A 15,518-nucleotide genomic window follows, 5' to 3' on the forward strand; every position below is an offset into this window, starting at 1 on the left:
GCCATACGGTTCATCATTTTTCGGTTTTCAGGAAGATTTACAACTACACAACATTTTTGCAGAAAAAGGATCTATTTTGAAGAAAATCAATCTATCAATCAATGGATGCGCAAAGCAAGTGGTGGTCGATGAGAAGATGGTTCTTCTGGATCTACTCCGGGAACACTTCCATCTCACCGGAGCCAAACAGTCCTGCGACAGAAAGGGACAATGCGGTGCCTGTACGGTAATAGTCGACGGGAAAGCCGTCCTCTCCTGTCTCACCAGGGTAGACAGGCTCGAAGGAGCGGAAGTGATCTCCGTTGAAGGGCTGGGCACGCCGGACAACCCGCATTTCATCCAGGAAGCGTTCGTGCTGGCTGGCGCGATACAGTGCGGCTTCTGCACGCCGGGCATGATCATGGCAGCCAAAGCACTGCTGGATACGAACCCCGACCCAACGGCCGAGGAGATAAAACACGGTCTGCGCCGCAATCTCTGCCGCTGCACGGGGTATACTAAAATCATCGAGGCCGTACAGCTGGCGGGACGTTTTGTAAGAAAGGAAATCAGTCCCGACGAGATCAAGCCCAAGATTGACGATCCCGCCTTCGGGGTTTCCCACCCACGTCCCAGCGCTATGATCAAGGCCTGTGGTACAGCTCATTTTACCGCAGACGTAACTTTTCCAGACGCCGCCGAGATCGCCGTAGTGAGAAGCCCCCACATGCATGCCGAGATCAAAGGAATCGACTGCACTGCTGCCAAGGCCATGCCGGGAGTGATCGGAACCCTTACGGCCAAGGATATAAAGGGGACCAACCGTCTGAAGTATATTGTGGAAGATCGTCCGCTGCTCTGTGAGGACCGGGTCCGCACGCTCGGCGATGCCGTTGCCGTAGTTGTGGCGCAGACCAGGGAACAGGCACTTGCAGCGGCCGAAGCGGTGGTCGTCGATTACAATCCGCTGCCGGTGATCTCAAGTCCGGAGGAAGCCATGGCTCCGGACGCCATCCGGATTCACCCCGACAGCGACAATCTCTGTTTCAGGCAGCCGCTCATAAAAGGTGATGCGGAAAAAGCACTGGGCAGCAGTGCTGCAGTTGTCGAGGACCGATTCGTCACGCAGATAAACCACCAGGCCCCGATGGAGCCGGAGAACAGCGTCGCTTATATCGAAGAGGGTGACGGCGACGACGAAGACCTGCTGGTGGTAATGGGCCGCAGTATCAACATCCATCTGCATATGTCGGTCCTCCAGGCGGCGCTCGGCCATGAAAACATCAGGTACGAGGAGTCGTTTTCCGGAGGTCAGTTCGGCATAAAGCTGGAGATATTCACCGAAGGAATAGCAGCAGCAGCGGCCCTGAAGTTCAGGCGCCCGGTACGCTATCTGCCGAGTCTTGCCGAGTCCATGCTGATCACGTCCAAGCGGCACCCGTTCGATATGAAGATCAAACTGGCCGCCGACAACGATGGGAAACTCACCGCCCTCGATATGGATATCACTGTGGACAACGGAGCATACAACTCCATCGGCAACGTGATTATAGGCAGAGCGCTGCACATGCTCTCGAGCTCCTACTACATTCCCAACATAAGAGTAGCGTCAAGACTTTGCTACACCAACAATCCGTGGGGCAGCGCCGCGCGTGGAGCGGGTCCGCCACAGGCTCACTACGCCCTGGAATGCGCAATGGACATGCTGGCGGAAAAACTCAACCTCGATCCGCTCGATCTCAGAAAGCGCAATTCACTGCAACCGGGGCAGACAAAAGCCACCGGTCATCCCGCCGAACAGTGGGCCTTCGAGGGACTCTGCGATGCCCTCAAGCCCCATTACGACCGGGCACTTGAAGAGATGAGCAGGGTAAACAGCGCAAACGGCGGCGACGGGGCGGTGGTCAAAAGGGGAGTCGGCCTTGGCGCAGCCGCTTTCGGAATCGGTTTTCCGGGTGACAAGTCGATTGCCGCCGTAGAACTGGAAGAAGACGATATGGTGACGATTTACGCGGCTGCTGCCGACCCGGGAGAGGGGAACGACTCCATGCTGACCCAGCTTGGTGCCAAGGTGCTTGATCTGCCCCTCAACAGGGTAAGGGCGGTGACGCGCACCACCGACAGGACCGCCGCCGGAGGTCCGGCCTCCGGCAGCAGGGTAACCTACATGATCGGCGGTGCCGCCGAGGATGCGCTGAAAAAACTGAAACAGGCCATGGACGAAGTGGGAGCAAAAAACCACCGGGCGTTCAGGCAAGTTGACTGTCCGACACGCTATATCGGCAACAAATCGGCCGTGGAAACAGCTCCTCTTGATCATGAAACAGGCCAGGGCCCGTCGGCGGATTCCGACGTTCACTCCATCCAGATGGCTGAAGTGGAGGTCAACACCGAGACCGGCGAGGTAAATGTGCTCAAGATAACCACCGCTGTTGATGCCGGACCGGTGATCAACCCCAACAACTTCGAAGGCCAGCTTGAAGGCGGAATGGACATGGGCGTCGGCTACGCCCTCAGGGAGAAATACGTAGCCGGTGAAACAACCGACTGGCGGACGTTTAAGTTTCCCACCATGAAAACCGCGTTCGACATGGAGGTAGTGGTCCGGGAAACCCCGAGGATAAGAGGGACGCAGGGAGCTACAGGTGTCGGTGAGATGTCTATGGTATCGACTGCTCCGGCGGTAATTAACGCTATCAAAAAAGCTTGCGGCGCATTGGTTACAGAGCTTCCCGCCACCCCGGACAAGGTGGTTGCGGCACTGCAGAACAGATGACAGCCAACAAGCTTGACAACAGCGGTACCCCTTCGCGCGACCGGCATCTTCGCACCATTGCCGGTCGCGACATCTATTTTGACTGGGAAGAGTTTCTGTGGGATCCGGACGACTGGGATGAAGAGGTGGCACTGGCGCTGGCAGAAGAGATGGGGATGGCGGAGTTGAACGAAAGCTGCTGGAAAGTCATCCGGTTCATGCGAAAGCACTATTTTTACCATGGCCGCGCCCCGATGAACAAGGACCTCAAGTCGGGCACGGGAATGAGTCTTCTGGAGCTGGAACAGTTGTTTCCCAAAGGTATTCGACTAGGTGCAAGGCGGCTTGCGGGCCTGCCCAACCCCAAGGCCTGCCTGTAACCAAAACGACCAGAAATTTCAATGGACAGACAGATCTATCTGGACAACGGCGCCACAAGCTGGCCCAAGCCCCGGGAACAGTTCGACAAGATGGTCGATCTGTTTATGCAGATCGGCGTATCTCCTGGCAGAGGCAGCTACGACCAGGCCGTTTCCGCGCAAGAATATATCCGCCAGGCAAGAGAAAAAGTGGCAGGATTCTTCGGTGGTCCCGATCCGGAACGGGTTATCTTCACGGCCAACGCCACCGACGGGCTGAACCTGGCCCTGCTCGGAACACTTGCACCGGGCGACCATGTGGTAACCACGGCAACCGAGCACAACTCAGTTCTGCGGCCCCTGTACCATCTGCAAAAGACCAGGGAGATCAGCACTTCCGTGGTCCCTTTTGACGGCCAGGGAATTATCGATCCTGAGGATATTAAAAAGACTATCACACCCAGAACCTCTCTTGTTGCAGTCAACCACGCTTCAAACGTGCTGGGCAGTGTGCAGCCGGTAGCTGAAATCGGAGAGATCTGCGCGGCTCACGGAATCCCCCTGCTGGTGGACGCGTCCCAGAGTGGTGGGCAGATACCTGTGAACATGGCAAAAATGCAGGCGTCCGCGCTGGTGTTCACCGGCCACAAATCGCTTTACGGGCCGACCGGGATCGGCGGGCTGCTTCTCGGCCCCGATTTTACCATTAACTCCACACGTTTTGGCGGCACCGGGCTGGAGTCGAAAAGCCTGGTCCACACCCAGACATTTCCCCATCGCCTTGAGGCGGGCACCCATAATCTCATGGGGATTATCGGGCTGTCCCTAGCCATCGACAATCTTCTGCAACTTGGCCTTGAGCGCCTCCATGATAAGGAAATCAACTTGGCCGCAAAGCTCTATGACGGTCTTGACGAAATTTCCGGGATCGAGCTGTACGGCGGACCGATAACTCTCCACCATGTCGCTCTTTTTTCGGCCAATATCCCGCCAATGCACCCCGACGACCTCGGCGCCATCCTCGACGCCGATTTCAATATCGCCGTTCGCTCAGGGCTGCACTGCGCCCCCCTGGTTCATGAGATCCTGGGTACGGGCGGCCAGGGAACCATTCGTTTCAGCCTCGGCCGATTCAACACCGAAAAGGAGATCGACCTGGTCATAAAAGCGATGTACAGGATTGCCAGGCGGAACTGACCCCGGTTTTTCACGGGACCCTGTTGCCTAAAAGCCCAGTTTCGTCCTGTTGCAGTACCATGCGAAACCTGTGCTATCGGTTAAAGCACAAGATTCCGGGAGAAGGCGCAAAACCGTTTCCCGACAACCACAAATATCAGTGGAGAACAAAATGAATTGCGCAGTTGCATATAAACCCTGGTCGGAATTGATGGCGGCCCTGGACGCCCATCTGGCAGGAAGAGACTTTACCGGCGAAGAGTTCTATACCGAATGGGCAAGGGAGGTGGCCCGCCATCTCTGTGAACTCCATCCCGGGTTCGCTCTTGAATACAAAGCAGTGCTGGTCGCCGCAGCAGCCGCATTCAACGATATTTCCTCCAGCGACAACATGATCTATCTCCTCGCCGACCTGCTGGAACAACCAAACAAGTTTGCCCGGACGCTTCTGCTCATGACCGGAACAAAAAGTCTGCACCCCTGGCAACGGCTGTCCGTTCCCAATGTCGTTCAATAGTACACCAAAGTACAACCCGCATATCTCAACAGCCGGCCGAACCCTCTGTTTCGCGAAGTCGCCATACCACGACGTATCATACTAATTTAAAAAAGAAATTATTGACTTGAGCGGCTGTTTATTGTTTACTTTTTGTCAGAATTCAGGTGCTTTTTCAATAAGCTTAACAGGGAACCCGGTGTAAATCCGGGACGGGCCCGCCGCTGTAACCGGGGACGAACTCCGCACCAAGTCACTGATGGATCTTTTATCGGGAAGACGCGGAAAGTAGGGAGAACCGGAAGTCAGAATACCTGCCTGAAAAAAATGCGACGGAGTTCCTCGAGGACCTGGGGATTCTGTCTGGTCAGATCGCGGAACATCAGGGCATTCCCGGATCAACGAACAGTGGTCCGGGTTTTTTTTATTCCCTGACCACATTTTTAGCTATCAGGAAACCGGCTCGGCGAAACCACTAGGGAACGCGCCCACCCGGATATTTCTGACCTTACGTCACACAAGGAGAGCGAAAATGCAGATCAAGTCAGATCAATCCCGCGGCCTGCTGATGGTCTTCACAGGAAACGGCAAAGGAAAAACCACCTCGGCAATAGGCATGGCGGTACGTGCCGCAGGTCATGGAATGAAAGTTCTTTTTCTCCAGTTCATAAAGGGAAGCTGGCAATACGGGGAAATGGAATCCTTGAAAAAATTCGGCGACACAATCGAGTTTCACGTCCTCGGCGGTGGGTTTACCTGGGAGTCCGGCGATCCGGATCACGACATCAAACTTGCAAACGATGGTTGGGAGAAAGCAAAATCGGCCATTTTCTCCAACAGATACCAGATGATCATCCTCGACGAGTTCACCTACCTCATGCTCTTTGGCATGGTGAGCCGGGAGGAAGTGGTGTCGGTTCTCAAGAACAGACCCGTAAATCTGCACCTGGTCCTGACGGGCCGCATGGCTTCCAGGGAGATCAGGGAACTCGCCGATCTGGTAACGGAGATGAACCCGGTGAAACATCCTTTTGAAAACGGCGTCCTGGCCCAGAAAGGTGTTGAGTTTTAGCGCTGATATCCCGCCCCAGAGATACCTGTCATGTCCTGATAACAAGGATATGGCAGGTAAAAGCGACAGAGCCCGGCCACCTGGGTTTCGGCGACCTGACAAAGGCTGATCGATACTGTTTGCCTTGTGGTCCGGACTCTTGCATCACCCTTTATTTCTTTCTGCCTGATCGTGTCACACCACATGGTGTAACTTCTCCGGGGCCAACGCCAGTTTTTTCCTTGCACAACGACATGCACGCCACCAGCTGAGACAGTGGTACAATCCCTGAAATCAACTTTAATTTGCCGTTTGCCAGCTACTTGAAATTCGTCTTTAACTTGAGTACACTCTGTTCTCGCAGGCCAACTCACTGCCAAAATTATCCTCCTGGAAACACGATATTTTTTTTACAATATCCGAGGTCTTTTTCCAAACCTCGCGAGAAGTCGGGACCAGCGCCGGCAGTCTCCCTTGGCCTGCTGTGACCTGCCGGCTGACAGGTGCTGTCATGTTTTTCTTCATCGAAATTTTGCCGTCCCGAGACGTGTTCTTGAGTTATCGGCAAATTGATCGTACTACGCGCGATTACACATTGAAACAGCAGACACCAAACAGGGAAAATCAATGATCAATCTCCCATACCACTCGCTCATTAATATTATTGAAAATCTCAATGACGGGTTTTATCTCGTCAACTGTGATAAAAAAATCATATACTGGAATAAAGCGGCCGAGAATATAACCGGTTTTACCGCCGATGAAGTTGTCGGCAGGACATGTGCCGACAATCTTCTGGCCCATATTGACAAAAACGGGAAAAATCTCTGCACCTCATCGTGCCCCATGTCGGAAACAATCCAGACGCGCAACTGCCACTCTCAAATGGTGTACCTGCGCCATAAACAGGGGTTCCGGATTCCGGTATCGGTGAGAACGAGCCCCATGGTTGATGAAAACGACGAAGTGATCGGGGGCGTCGAACTGTTCACGGATATAAGCAATTTCAAGGCAAACGAACAGCGAATCTCCGAACTCAAGCAGCTTGCGTTCCTCGACAACCTCACCCAACTTGGCAATCGACATTATATCGAAGAAAAACTCATCGAACAGTTTGCGCAAAAGAAACGTCTCAATAAATCTTTTGGTATACTGCTCATGGATATCGATAATTTCAAGTCGATAAACGATACCTATGGTCACATGATCGGCGACGAGATACTCAAAAGTGTCGCCGGAACCCTGATCAACAGCTCAAGATCCTTTGATTTTTACGGCCGATGGGGAGGCGAGGAATTTATCGGTATCGTCAACAACGAGACCCTTGACGAAATGAAGGCCATGGCCGAGAGAATCCGCACGTTAATATCTCAGTCCTATATCATCCACAACCAGAAGCGGCTTTTCGTTACCGTCTCTATCGGCGCAACCATCGCGCTTGACGACGACACCCCGAAAAGCCTCTTCAGCCGCAGTGACAAACTGCTCTACCAGAGCAAGAACGAGGGCAAAAATCTCGTCTCCGTCGGCTAGAACCACCTTTTCACCAGAGGTGATCAGCAACAAGCGGGAAACACCGTCCCCGGTGGAGCAAGGATCAACCCCGAGCCGATCAACAGCGGGGTTGATCGCGCGTTGAGACAGCCGGAGGAATCCTCAGGAAGGCGGCAACGATGAGTGCAACGGCAGCTAGTGACGCGCACATCAGGAAGGCAGCTGAAAATCTTCCCGTAGATTCGGCAAGCCATCCGGCCACAGCCGGTCCAACGATCTGGCCGCCGCCGAAAAAGACGGTTATAAAACCAAACAGTGACGCCGCCCGTGCGGGTCCTGCCAGATCCCCCACGGCTGCGGTCATTATCGTGGGGATTCCCCACAACGAGAGACCGAACAGGGCGATGGACAGATAGAGACAACCAAGGGGCAGAAAAGCCAGGGCCAGCAGGTATGATGCGGTAAACTGCGCGAACACGATTATCAGGGCGAGCCGCCTGCCGAACTTGTCGGAGATCCATCCGGCGAGAGGACCGGAAAAAAGGCTCAAGACCCCGACCACCGACCAGAAATGTCCCGCGGTCTGCTCGGCAAATCCACGTTCATTGACAAGCGCCGTCACGATAAAGGTTACGTAGACTGCATAAGAGGAACCGAAAAGAAAATAGACAATCCCCAGCCGGATCAACTCCCGCGACCTCACCTCCTTTTTTGTGGTGGCGGGAAAAGATTTTTCCCCGCCACCTGCACGCTCTTTCACCGCCCCCATCGGCCTGCAGCCAAGACTTTGCGGATCGTTTTTTAACAGCAGGCCGGCTCCGATACTGATGACAACGGCGACAATGCCAAGTACCAGCCAGGCCGCCCGCCACCCTCCGGCTCCCAGCTGCAGATTAAGCTGAGGAATGAGAAGACCTGAACAGACGATACCCAATCCGTTGCCGACAAGCATAAACCCCGCCGCACGCCCCCGCCACTGTCTTGCAAACCAGGCCGTTACAAGTCCCATCATGGGAACATTGGCAAGTCCACTGCCGATTCCGGTGATGACATAAGGAACCAGGACAGTTAAGACTCCTCCGGCACTACCCGCTAGAGCCATGGACACCCCCACAGCCAATAGGCCAAGACTTATGACAAGACGCGGCCCCAGACGTCCTGCAACCGTTCCGGCAAAAAGAACGGATGCCATGTAACCGGCAAAATTGGCGGTGCTTATCAACCCCATCTGGGCGTAGCTCAACCCGAGAGCCTGACCCATGGACGGAAGCAGCATGCCGATGGCAAACCTCCCGATGCCAAGACAGGCGAACATGACGGCTATTCCGGCAGCAAGGACAACCCAGCCGTAATGAAAACTGCCACATCTTGCGGAGTCGGTATCTCTGGAAACAGTGCCCATGGAGTTATGTAAAGGTTGAATTCTCAATCGATCCCGGCAACCGGCGCTCTTGAAGAGCCCCTGGGCTACTGGCCGCCGTACCTGTACTCCTTGGAAAAATATTTAAAAATAATAGCTTCCATTTTCTCATACAGGACCTGGTCGGAGCCGTGGGCGTATTTCTCGTAAAGGACCTTGGCAATCTCGTTAAAACGATCGAGAAACAGCGGGTCAAAATGTGTTCCGCTATCCCGGTTTAAAATCTCCATCGACTGTTTAAAGGACAGCCGTTCTTTGTAAGGCCGGGTGGAAGTCAGCGCGTCGAAGACATCGGCAATGGCAAATATTCGTGCATTCACAGGTATTTCATGACCTTTTAGTCCGGTCGGGTAGCCGTCTCCAGCGAATTTTTCGTGGTGATAGCCGACCACATTCACGGCATCCTTGAGCCATCCCGACTGTTTTACGATGTCGACTCCATGCTGGACATGAAGCTTCATCGCCGCAAACTCTTCGCTTGACAGCCTGGCCGGTTTCAACAGAATGCGGTCGCTTATGCCGATTTTTCCGACATCGTGCAAAAAGGCTCCTTTGATCAGCCCTTGAATTATGTCGGGGTGCAACCCAATGCGTTCGGCAAGCTCAACGGAATAGATCGTGACCCGGTAGTTGTGGCTGTCGGTGTCGCTATCCCGCTTGGCTATGGCACTGCCTATGACGCGGAGGGTTTCGATATTTGATTCCACCAGGTTGCCGGCCAGGATCGTCAGCTGAGAAATGAGCCTGCTGATAACGGGGTAAAGTATCATGGTGGTCAGCAAAACGATGCCGATTGCGCCGAACAGGGACTTTGCAATCCTGCCGGTAACCTCCTGCCGCGCCTTAGCCGACACCTCGAAGATTCCCTCTATAAACGCGGCCTGTTTACCGGTCTTGTCATACAGCGGAAAACTTAAGTGAAGGTAGGGCGTCCCCTTGATTCGTCGGAAGGATTGCCGGCGTACCGGGATCTTGGGCTCGATCGATTTCACCAGTTCCGTAAAGGATTCGACACCGACGTGCCCACCATCAGTCTCGGAGGCTATCAGCCTTCCGTCAAGATCGTAAATGCTCGAATAGATCAATTGACCGGCCAACGGCCTGGACTTTCCCGCGATCAGCAACATTTTCAGTTCCTGCTGAATCTCTTCGCGGTTTTCATCGATACCGTGATCCAGCTGCTGCAGCTGACTGTTGAAGTTTGCAACGACCTCGGCGGCACGATTGTTGACGAGACTTCCAAGACGCCTGTATTCAAACAGGAACACCATCGCCGCAAGAAAGACGGAAATGATCGCGGCTGCGACAATCAACCGCACCAGCAGCTGTCGATGTATGAACCTTTTCGTCCCTCTCCTGTAGAGAACGGACTTGAGTCCGTTCGCATCGGAACCGTTTATTGCGCTTGCTATTTTTTTTAGCATCCCATGTGATCTGCCACTTACCAACGAGACCAAAATATGATATAGATTCTGCGATTGCGGCAATCGACCTGAAACGTTTCCCGCGGGCTGCCCCCCTCTCTGCCAAGCAGTATATTCTTAAACCATGCCGGAGAGCAAGCAAAGTTGCCGCAGGCCGTTAAAGCTTTTCTACGGCCGCCTGCAGTTTTTCAAGCTAATGCAATAAAAAAATAATAATAATCACGCTGAGTAAATAAGCGGTGCCCACATGAAGCGTACAATTGCTACCGGATTAACTTTTTTCATACTGACCATTCTGGTCTCGTCGTGTACTTCCACGCCCATCCTCAAAACCCTGAACATAGACAACCCCCGGCAGCAAGAGCAGATCACCGCCGACAGCAAAACGATAAAGGCGCTCAGGACAAAGCTTGCCGCCGCCAGGGAAAAAGAAGCGGCGCTCAGCGATGAGATAGGCAGGCTCAAAGACGAAATCGATGAGAAGCAAACGGTTATATCGATCCAGGGAAAAGTGATCGGCCTACTTGACGACGGGGAGCAGACCCTGCAGAAAAGCATCGAAGCCCAGATCAAGAAAGCCACGTCCAAGGATGGCGTCTAGCATCCGGAAAACAAGAAAGTTTTCTGCCAAATACAGCCGTCACACCCCTGAGCACAAAGCCAGGGTGCAGCATATTTTCAGAACAGTTTCCGACACGGCGATGGCCACCGCCGCCGATCCGGTGCCGCACGGAACCACCTCTGCATGGGATAAGCCCTGCCTCTCCGGCAGGGGTTATCTGTTTTACCAGCAGCGGGCCAGGAGAAAAACAGGACGATTACACTCAGGCGGCTGACTCCTGGGCAACCGCTCTCACCATCAGCACCGGCACCGTGCCTCCCCGCAACACCTTTTCCGCGACACTGCCGAGCGCGAAACGGGAAACTCCGCTTCTGCCGTGGGTCGACATGGCCACCAGGTCTGCGTTGACTTCGGCCTCGGCCCTGATGATCTCTTCCGCCGGATTTTCACTTACCGCAACCTTGACCCCAAGGGTGATCTGTTTATGTTGAAGACGCTCGCCCACCTTCTCAAGATATGTCGTGGCATCGGTCTTCAGCTTAGCCAGTTCGTCCTCGTTGTACGGCACCGAGATCATCCCTCCTCCCTGTAAATGCAGCGTCTGCCTGACTGCGGTAATGACATGAAACAGGGTGATTTCAATCCGCTCTTCCGGGGCTAACCTGGCGATCAGTCCGTCAACATAGGCGATTGCCGCTTCGCCCAGCGCAGAGCCATCCAGTGGCAACAATATTCTCTCTGACATTTTCACCTCTTGATTAAGGGATCGTTCATCTTGCTGTAATGGTGCATACTGTAATTGATTTCAGCGTGTTAAATTATATCATCCGTTTCAAGGGTGATGCAAGCCAAGAGCTGGCAAACATCCGGACAGGTTTCCACCAGCGTCCCCTCTACTCATTTCGTTGTGGAAAAATATGGAACCACTGGTGGTTTTGCGGTATACCACCAGCTATTGTCAGAAGAAGGTTCAAGGAGCAACCGTCACCCAAACAGACGGACGAAGGAGAACAGTATCAATATGACGTATCCCAGTATTTTAAACGATGTCATCGGGCCGGTAATGCGCGGCCCGTCAAGTTCACACAGCGCCGCGGCGGTGCGGATCGGCAGAATCGGCAGGGAGCTGATGGGAGGCGACCTTGACCGGGTCGAGGTTAGCCTCGACCTTGCCGGGTCACTGCCCACCACCTACCTCACCCAGGGTTCTGACATGGGGCTGTGCGGCGGCCTGCTCGGCTTTGACGCCGATGACGAAAGACTTCCCAACTATCGGAGCGAACTCGAAAAGGGTGATCTCAGCGTACACTACACCACCGGCCATCTGGGCGACCCACACCCCAACACCTACAACCTGACCCTTGCCAACAGCACCGAACGCCACTCGCTGGTCGCCATCTCAACCGGCGGGGGCATGATCGAGGTGACGGAGATAGACGGTTTACCGGTCTCTTTTTCTGGCGACTGCTACGGCCTGGCGGTCTGGACCGCCAGGCCGCACCACGCGGTTACCGAATTGCTCAGCGATGCCGGCTGCACCACTACCGTTTCCGATTCCGGTACACAACCACTGGTTTTTGCAACTCGATCAACCCCCTTTGACGACAAGCTGCTGAACGCCATAACCCAACAGCAGGAATCGGTCCGCGCCAGGACACTTACGCCGGTGCTGCCGATCCTTACAGCAGAACAGATGACGGTGCTGTTTACGACCGGCACCGAAATGGAGAACTACGCGGCACAAAAAAACATCGACAACCTGGCCGACCTGGCGCTCGACTATGAGGCGGCACGGGGGGGAATCAAGCGGGACGAGGTACTTAAAAAAGCCTTATATCTCGTCGATGTCCTGGAAAATTCTATAAAACGAGGTCTGCTGGGGACAGAGTTTGCGGACCGGATACTGGGCTTCCAGTCCGGCAAGTATAAAAAAAGACACAAGCAGGGCACCATGCTTGATCTTGGCATACTGGACCGGGTCATTCCCTATGTCACCGCCCTGATGGAGGTCAAGAGTTCGATGGGCGTCATCGTCGCAGCGCCCACGGCAGGGTCCTGCGGGGGGCTTCCGGGTACGGTGCTCGCCGCAGCCGACGCCATGCAGATGGGAACAGAGGCAAAAGCCAGGGCGCTGCTGGCTGCCGGACTCATCGGCGTGCTGGTGGCGACGCGATCCACTTTCTCCGCGGAAGTCTGCGGCTGCCAGGCGGAATGCGGGGTCTCTTCGGGAATGATTGCGGCGGCGATGGTGTCAATGATGGGCGGAGACCCGGTTACATCGCTCAAAGCTGCCTCCATCGCCCTGCAGAATATCTTCGGCATGGTCTGCGATCCTGTCGCCAACAGGGTAGAAGTGCCCTGCCTTGGAAAAAACATCCTGGCGGCAAGCAACGGAGTCTCCTGCGCCAACCTGGCCCTGGCGGGTTTTGACCACGTGGTACCTTTTGACGAGGTCGTGGCGGCCATGGACAGTGTCGGACGAGCCATCCCGCACGAACTTCGCTGTACGGCGCTGGGAGGGCTGTCTCTTGCCCCGACCTCAAAACGCATCGAGAAAAAACTGGAATCGCAACTTGCCGGCAAATGACGCCAGCATAAGAGTGAGCGACCAGCTATACCATTTTTACAGAGGCCTGTTCACGGTTTCCGACCATCCGGGGCGACCGTGAACAGCATCGAGAAACAGCAGCGCCTTAATACTCCAGGCAGGAGCCTGGAGTATTAAGGCGGATCGTTTTTAAAAGGATCGGACCATCCTTTTTTTTCTGCGGTCCTTGACAACGCTCCGCACACCATGGCAACCAGGAAGGCGAAAGGCGACTTGGTGGTAATGGCAGCAAGAAAAAAAGCAAAGCAAATGACAGCAAAAAGGTTTCTATAAAAGTTCATGGTTCTATCCTACCATGGCGTTTGCAGAATGAAGTGGGGCAGGAACAGGGAGATTTTCGGAAAAAAGACCGTCAGGAAAAGCACCGGCATCCAGCATAACAAAATGAACCACATACACGGCTTCATCATTTCGTCTATGGGGGCTCCCCCCAGTCGCCCCGACAGATAAAGGACCGGCGCAGCCGGCGGCGTAATACATCCAAGCCCCGTGTTCACCCCGACGATTGCCGCATAGTGGATCGGGTTGAACCCAAGCTCCATTATGATCGGCATCAGGACGGGGGTCGACAGGACCACCACGCTGATATCATCCATCAGCATACCCATGATAACAAGAAAGATATTGATCATGAACATGATGATGAGCGGATCATCGGAAACCGCATAAAAAAGCTGGAGCAGCACGCCGGGAAGATCTTCCAGGATATAGAGACGGCTCAGCATCGCCACCGAGTAGAGCATGACCATTATCACGCCTGTGGTTACCGCGGTTTCGACAAGTACCTCGTAGGAATTTTTCAGGTTGAGCCCCTTGTAGACAAACATGCCCACCGGAATCGCATAAAGAACGGCCATGGCCGATGCTTCGGTGGTGGTCATGATCCCGCCGTAGATACCGCCCAGGACAATCACCGGGAGCAACAGTGCGGGCATGGCCTTTTTGCCCCTGGACTTGAAGAGCCGTACCTTGTCCGACATGGTCCTGTTTCTCTTGTCGGAGGCGAGCACGGTCTCATGGTTTCTAAGCAGCCACCCGTTCACCAGGCACAGCAGCACGATAGTGATAAAGCCGGGAACCACCGTCGCCAGGAAACAGGCGAGAACCGACTGGCCGCTGATCCAGGCAAAGATAATCAGCGTCGCGTTGGGCGGGATGAGAAGCCCGAGAAGAGAGGCGTTTGCCAGCAGGGCGGCAGTCAGCCCTCTTGGATACCCCTCTTCCCTGAACCTGGGAAACATGATCGAGCCGACACAAGACAGGGTGGCACATGCAGCGCCGCAGATAGAACCGACTATGGCACAGGATATAGTACCCGCGATCCCCAGGCCTCCTTTCAGGTGTCCGACAAAGACGTCAACAAAATCGATCAGTTTCTCACCGATTTTTCCCCTCTCCATAATACCGCCGGCGGCAATGAAAAGGGCGATTGCAATCAGCGACACCGAATTCATCTGGGCATAGCCGTAGGGAAGCAGCTGGGAAGCCTGGTACCCCTCCCCGCCCGTACCGCCGAAGAAGATAAGCCATGCCGCAGATGCCATAAAACTTACCGGGACCGGGACGCCGATAACCAGACAGAACATGAGAATTACAAGTGCAACGAAAATCATTTGCCTTTCCTCCCAAATAGTGCACGGATGCTTATCACAAGATCCCTGATGAAATAGACGGACATAAACCCGAGCCCGGAAAAGACAGAGAGATAACCGACCCAGAAGCTTATTCGCCACACAGTGGTCTTGGGAATGGCAATCCCGGTACCAAGCGGCCCCATGAATCCGAACATGAAAAACTCATAACCGTACCAGGTAAAGAGAAGACAGACGGATACCGTGATGAGATTTCTCAGAAACACCAGGAAATTTTTGACTATTCCTTCTTTGAGGTAGGCGTTGACAAGGTCCGCGGAAACGTGGGTACGATTATAGGCGCCGATGGAAGCACCTGCAAAATAAAGCCAGAAAGCGAAAATTTTCACCCATTCCTCATAGCCGTACAGGTCACCCTTGACGATATAGCGGAAAAAGGTGGCCGCACAGATGATAAGGGTCAGTATTACAGAGGTAGAAAAACAGATGATGGAAAAACCGTTGATCGTTATCCGGTCGAAGATATTTTTCCGGGTGCTGAATAATTCTATGCACTCAGACGAACTGCTGCATTTTATCTCGTTGTTGTTATCGGCCACAGG

Annotated in this window: 15 protein-coding genes and 1 riboswitch; of the genes, 9 read left to right on the forward strand and 6 right to left on the reverse strand. The window is 54.1% G+C overall.

Going from position 1 to position 15,518, the window contains the following annotated elements:
- The first annotated feature begins 76 nt into the window (after nt 1-76).
- The 6 genes from BLQ17_RS11720 to BLQ17_RS11755 all read left to right on the forward strand — a co-directional run bounded on the left by BLQ17_RS11720 (nt 77) and on the right by BLQ17_RS11755 (nt 7,349).
- Nucleotides 77-2,755, forward strand: coding sequence for a molybdopterin-dependent oxidoreductase (locus BLQ17_RS11720; protein WP_092223098.1), 2,679 nt, complete (start codon nt 77-79; stop codon nt 2,753-2,755).
- On the forward strand, nt 2,752-3,114 hold the full coding sequence (locus BLQ17_RS11725; RefSeq protein ID WP_092223038.1) for a TusE/DsrC/DsvC family sulfur relay protein: 363 nt from the start codon (nt 2,752-2,754) through the stop codon (nt 3,112-3,114). Before BLQ17_RS11720 ends, BLQ17_RS11725 begins: the two co-directional genes overlap by 4 nt.
- Nucleotides 3,115-3,135: 21 nt before the next feature.
- Entirely contained in the window at nt 3,136-4,290 is a 1,155-nt protein-coding gene (locus BLQ17_RS11730; protein WP_092223040.1) for a cysteine desulfurase, read from the forward strand.
- Nucleotides 4,291-4,441: 151 nt separating this feature from the next.
- Nucleotides 4,442-4,786: a hypothetical protein gene (locus BLQ17_RS11735; protein WP_092223042.1), complete on the forward strand. Its 345-nt coding sequence runs from the start codon at nt 4,442-4,444 to the stop codon at nt 4,784-4,786.
- A gap of 127 nt (nt 4,787-4,913) precedes the next feature.
- A riboswitch (cobalamin riboswitch) is annotated at nt 4,914-5,101 on the forward strand.
- Between the two features lie 196 nt (nt 5,102-5,297).
- Nucleotides 5,298-5,837, forward strand: a complete 540-nt coding sequence (gene cobO / locus BLQ17_RS11740) for a cob(I)yrinic acid a,c-diamide adenosyltransferase (RefSeq protein ID WP_092223044.1) — start codon at nt 5,298-5,300, stop codon at nt 5,835-5,837.
- 606 nt (nt 5,838-6,443) lie between these two features.
- Nucleotides 6,444-7,349 carry a sensor domain-containing diguanylate cyclase gene (locus BLQ17_RS11755; RefSeq protein ID WP_092223050.1) on the forward strand — a complete coding sequence of 302 codons (906 nt, stop codon included), beginning with the start codon at nt 6,444-6,446 and terminating at the stop codon, nt 7,347-7,349.
- A 79-nt stretch (nt 7,350-7,428) separates the two neighbouring features.
- On the opposite strand, the gene BLQ17_RS11760 is transcribed toward BLQ17_RS11755, so the two are convergent.
- Both BLQ17_RS11760 and BLQ17_RS11765 read right to left on the reverse strand, forming a co-directional pair.
- Nucleotides 7,429-8,712, reverse strand: coding sequence for an MFS transporter (locus BLQ17_RS11760; RefSeq protein ID WP_092223052.1), 1,284 nt, complete (start codon nt 8,710-8,712; stop codon nt 7,429-7,431).
- A gap of 65 nt (nt 8,713-8,777) precedes the next feature.
- On the reverse strand, nt 8,778-10,154 hold the full coding sequence (locus BLQ17_RS11765) for an HD-GYP domain-containing protein (protein ID WP_218121770.1): 1,377 nt from the start codon (nt 10,152-10,154) through the stop codon (nt 8,778-8,780).
- 247 nt (nt 10,155-10,401) lie between these two features.
- On the opposite strand from BLQ17_RS11765, the gene BLQ17_RS11770 reads away from it, so the two are divergent.
- Both BLQ17_RS11770 and BLQ17_RS11775 read left to right on the forward strand, forming a co-directional pair.
- Nucleotides 10,402-10,755, forward strand: a complete 354-nt coding sequence (locus BLQ17_RS11770; protein WP_092223054.1) for a hypothetical protein — start codon at nt 10,402-10,404, stop codon at nt 10,753-10,755.
- Nucleotides 10,745-10,990, forward strand: a complete 246-nt coding sequence (locus tag BLQ17_RS11775) for a hypothetical protein (RefSeq protein WP_092223056.1) — start codon at nt 10,745-10,747, stop codon at nt 10,988-10,990. The genes BLQ17_RS11770 and BLQ17_RS11775 overlap by 11 nt, the downstream gene beginning before the upstream one ends.
- Here the strand turns inward: BLQ17_RS11775 and BLQ17_RS11780 are convergent.
- On the reverse strand, nt 10,979-11,461 hold the full coding sequence (locus BLQ17_RS11780) for a universal stress protein (RefSeq protein ID WP_092223058.1): 483 nt from the start codon (nt 11,459-11,461) through the stop codon (nt 10,979-10,981). The two genes, BLQ17_RS11775 and BLQ17_RS11780, sit on opposite strands and share 12 nt — an antisense overlap.
- Nucleotides 11,462-11,737: 276 nt before the next feature.
- Here BLQ17_RS11780 and BLQ17_RS11785 point away from each other — a divergent pair, with 276 nt between their 5' ends.
- Entirely contained in the window at nt 11,738-13,303 is a 1,566-nt protein-coding gene (locus tag BLQ17_RS11785; protein WP_092223060.1) for an L-serine ammonia-lyase, iron-sulfur-dependent, subunit alpha, read from the forward strand.
- A gap of 134 nt (nt 13,304-13,437) precedes the next feature.
- On the opposite strand, the gene BLQ17_RS22615 is transcribed toward BLQ17_RS11785, so the two are convergent.
- The 3 genes from BLQ17_RS22615 to BLQ17_RS11795 are packed head-to-tail and all read right to left on the reverse strand — an operon-like array spanning nt 13,438 to nt 15,515.
- Nucleotides 13,438-13,605 (reverse strand): hypothetical protein, encoded by a 168-nt coding sequence (locus tag BLQ17_RS22615; protein WP_176761194.1) that lies wholly within the window; start codon nt 13,603-13,605, stop codon nt 13,438-13,440.
- A gap of 9 nt (nt 13,606-13,614) precedes the next feature.
- Entirely contained in the window at nt 13,615-14,937 is a 1,323-nt protein-coding gene (locus BLQ17_RS11790; protein WP_092223062.1) for a TRAP transporter large permease, read from the reverse strand.
- Nucleotides 14,934-15,515 (reverse strand): TRAP transporter small permease, encoded by a 582-nt coding sequence (locus tag BLQ17_RS11795; protein WP_218121771.1) that lies wholly within the window; start codon nt 15,513-15,515, stop codon nt 14,934-14,936. The genes BLQ17_RS11790 and BLQ17_RS11795 overlap by 4 nt, the downstream gene beginning before the upstream one ends.
- Nucleotides 15,516-15,518: the final 3 nt, after the last annotated feature.

The organism is Desulforhopalus singaporensis, assembly GCF_900104445.1.
GTDB lineage: Bacteria > Desulfobacterota > Desulfobulbia > Desulfobulbales > Desulfocapsaceae > Desulforhopalus_A > Desulforhopalus_A singaporensis.

Excerpts from the sequence above, each read along its gene's own strand:
- cobO (WP_092223044.1), top strand. The coding sequence starts at position 5,298 with ATGCAGATCAAGTCAGATCAATCCCGCGGCCTGCTGATGGTCTTCACA.
- BLQ17_RS11785 (WP_092223060.1), top strand. The coding sequence starts at position 11,738 with ATGACGTATCCCAGTATTTTAAACGATGTCATCGGGCCGGTAATGCGC.
- BLQ17_RS11760 (WP_092223052.1), bottom strand. The coding sequence starts at position 8,712 with ATGGGCACTGTTTCCAGAGATACCGACTCCGCAAGATGTGGCAGTTTT.
- BLQ17_RS11730 (WP_092223040.1), top strand. The coding sequence starts at position 3,136 with ATGGACAGACAGATCTATCTGGACAACGGCGCCACAAGCTGGCCCAAG.
- BLQ17_RS11755 (WP_092223050.1), top strand. The coding sequence starts at position 6,444 with ATGATCAATCTCCCATACCACTCGCTCATTAATATTATTGAAAATCTC.
- BLQ17_RS11765 (WP_218121770.1), bottom strand. The coding sequence starts at position 10,154 with ATGCTAAAAAAAATAGCAAGCGCAATAAACGGTTCCGATGCGAACGGA.
- BLQ17_RS11780 (WP_092223058.1), bottom strand. The coding sequence starts at position 11,461 with ATGTCAGAGAGAATATTGTTGCCACTGGATGGCTCTGCGCTGGGCGAA.
- BLQ17_RS11790 (WP_092223062.1), bottom strand. The coding sequence starts at position 14,937 with ATGATTTTCGTTGCACTTGTAATTCTCATGTTCTGTCTGGTTATCGGC.
- BLQ17_RS22615 (WP_176761194.1), bottom strand. The coding sequence starts at position 13,605 with ATGAACTTTTATAGAAACCTTTTTGCTGTCATTTGCTTTGCTTTTTTT.
- BLQ17_RS11725 (WP_092223038.1), top strand. The coding sequence starts at position 2,752 with ATGACAGCCAACAAGCTTGACAACAGCGGTACCCCTTCGCGCGACCGG.
- BLQ17_RS11735 (WP_092223042.1), top strand. The coding sequence starts at position 4,442 with ATGAATTGCGCAGTTGCATATAAACCCTGGTCGGAATTGATGGCGGCC.
- BLQ17_RS11775 (WP_092223056.1), top strand. The coding sequence starts at position 10,745 with ATGGCGTCTAGCATCCGGAAAACAAGAAAGTTTTCTGCCAAATACAGC.
- BLQ17_RS11770 (WP_092223054.1), top strand. The coding sequence starts at position 10,402 with ATGAAGCGTACAATTGCTACCGGATTAACTTTTTTCATACTGACCATT.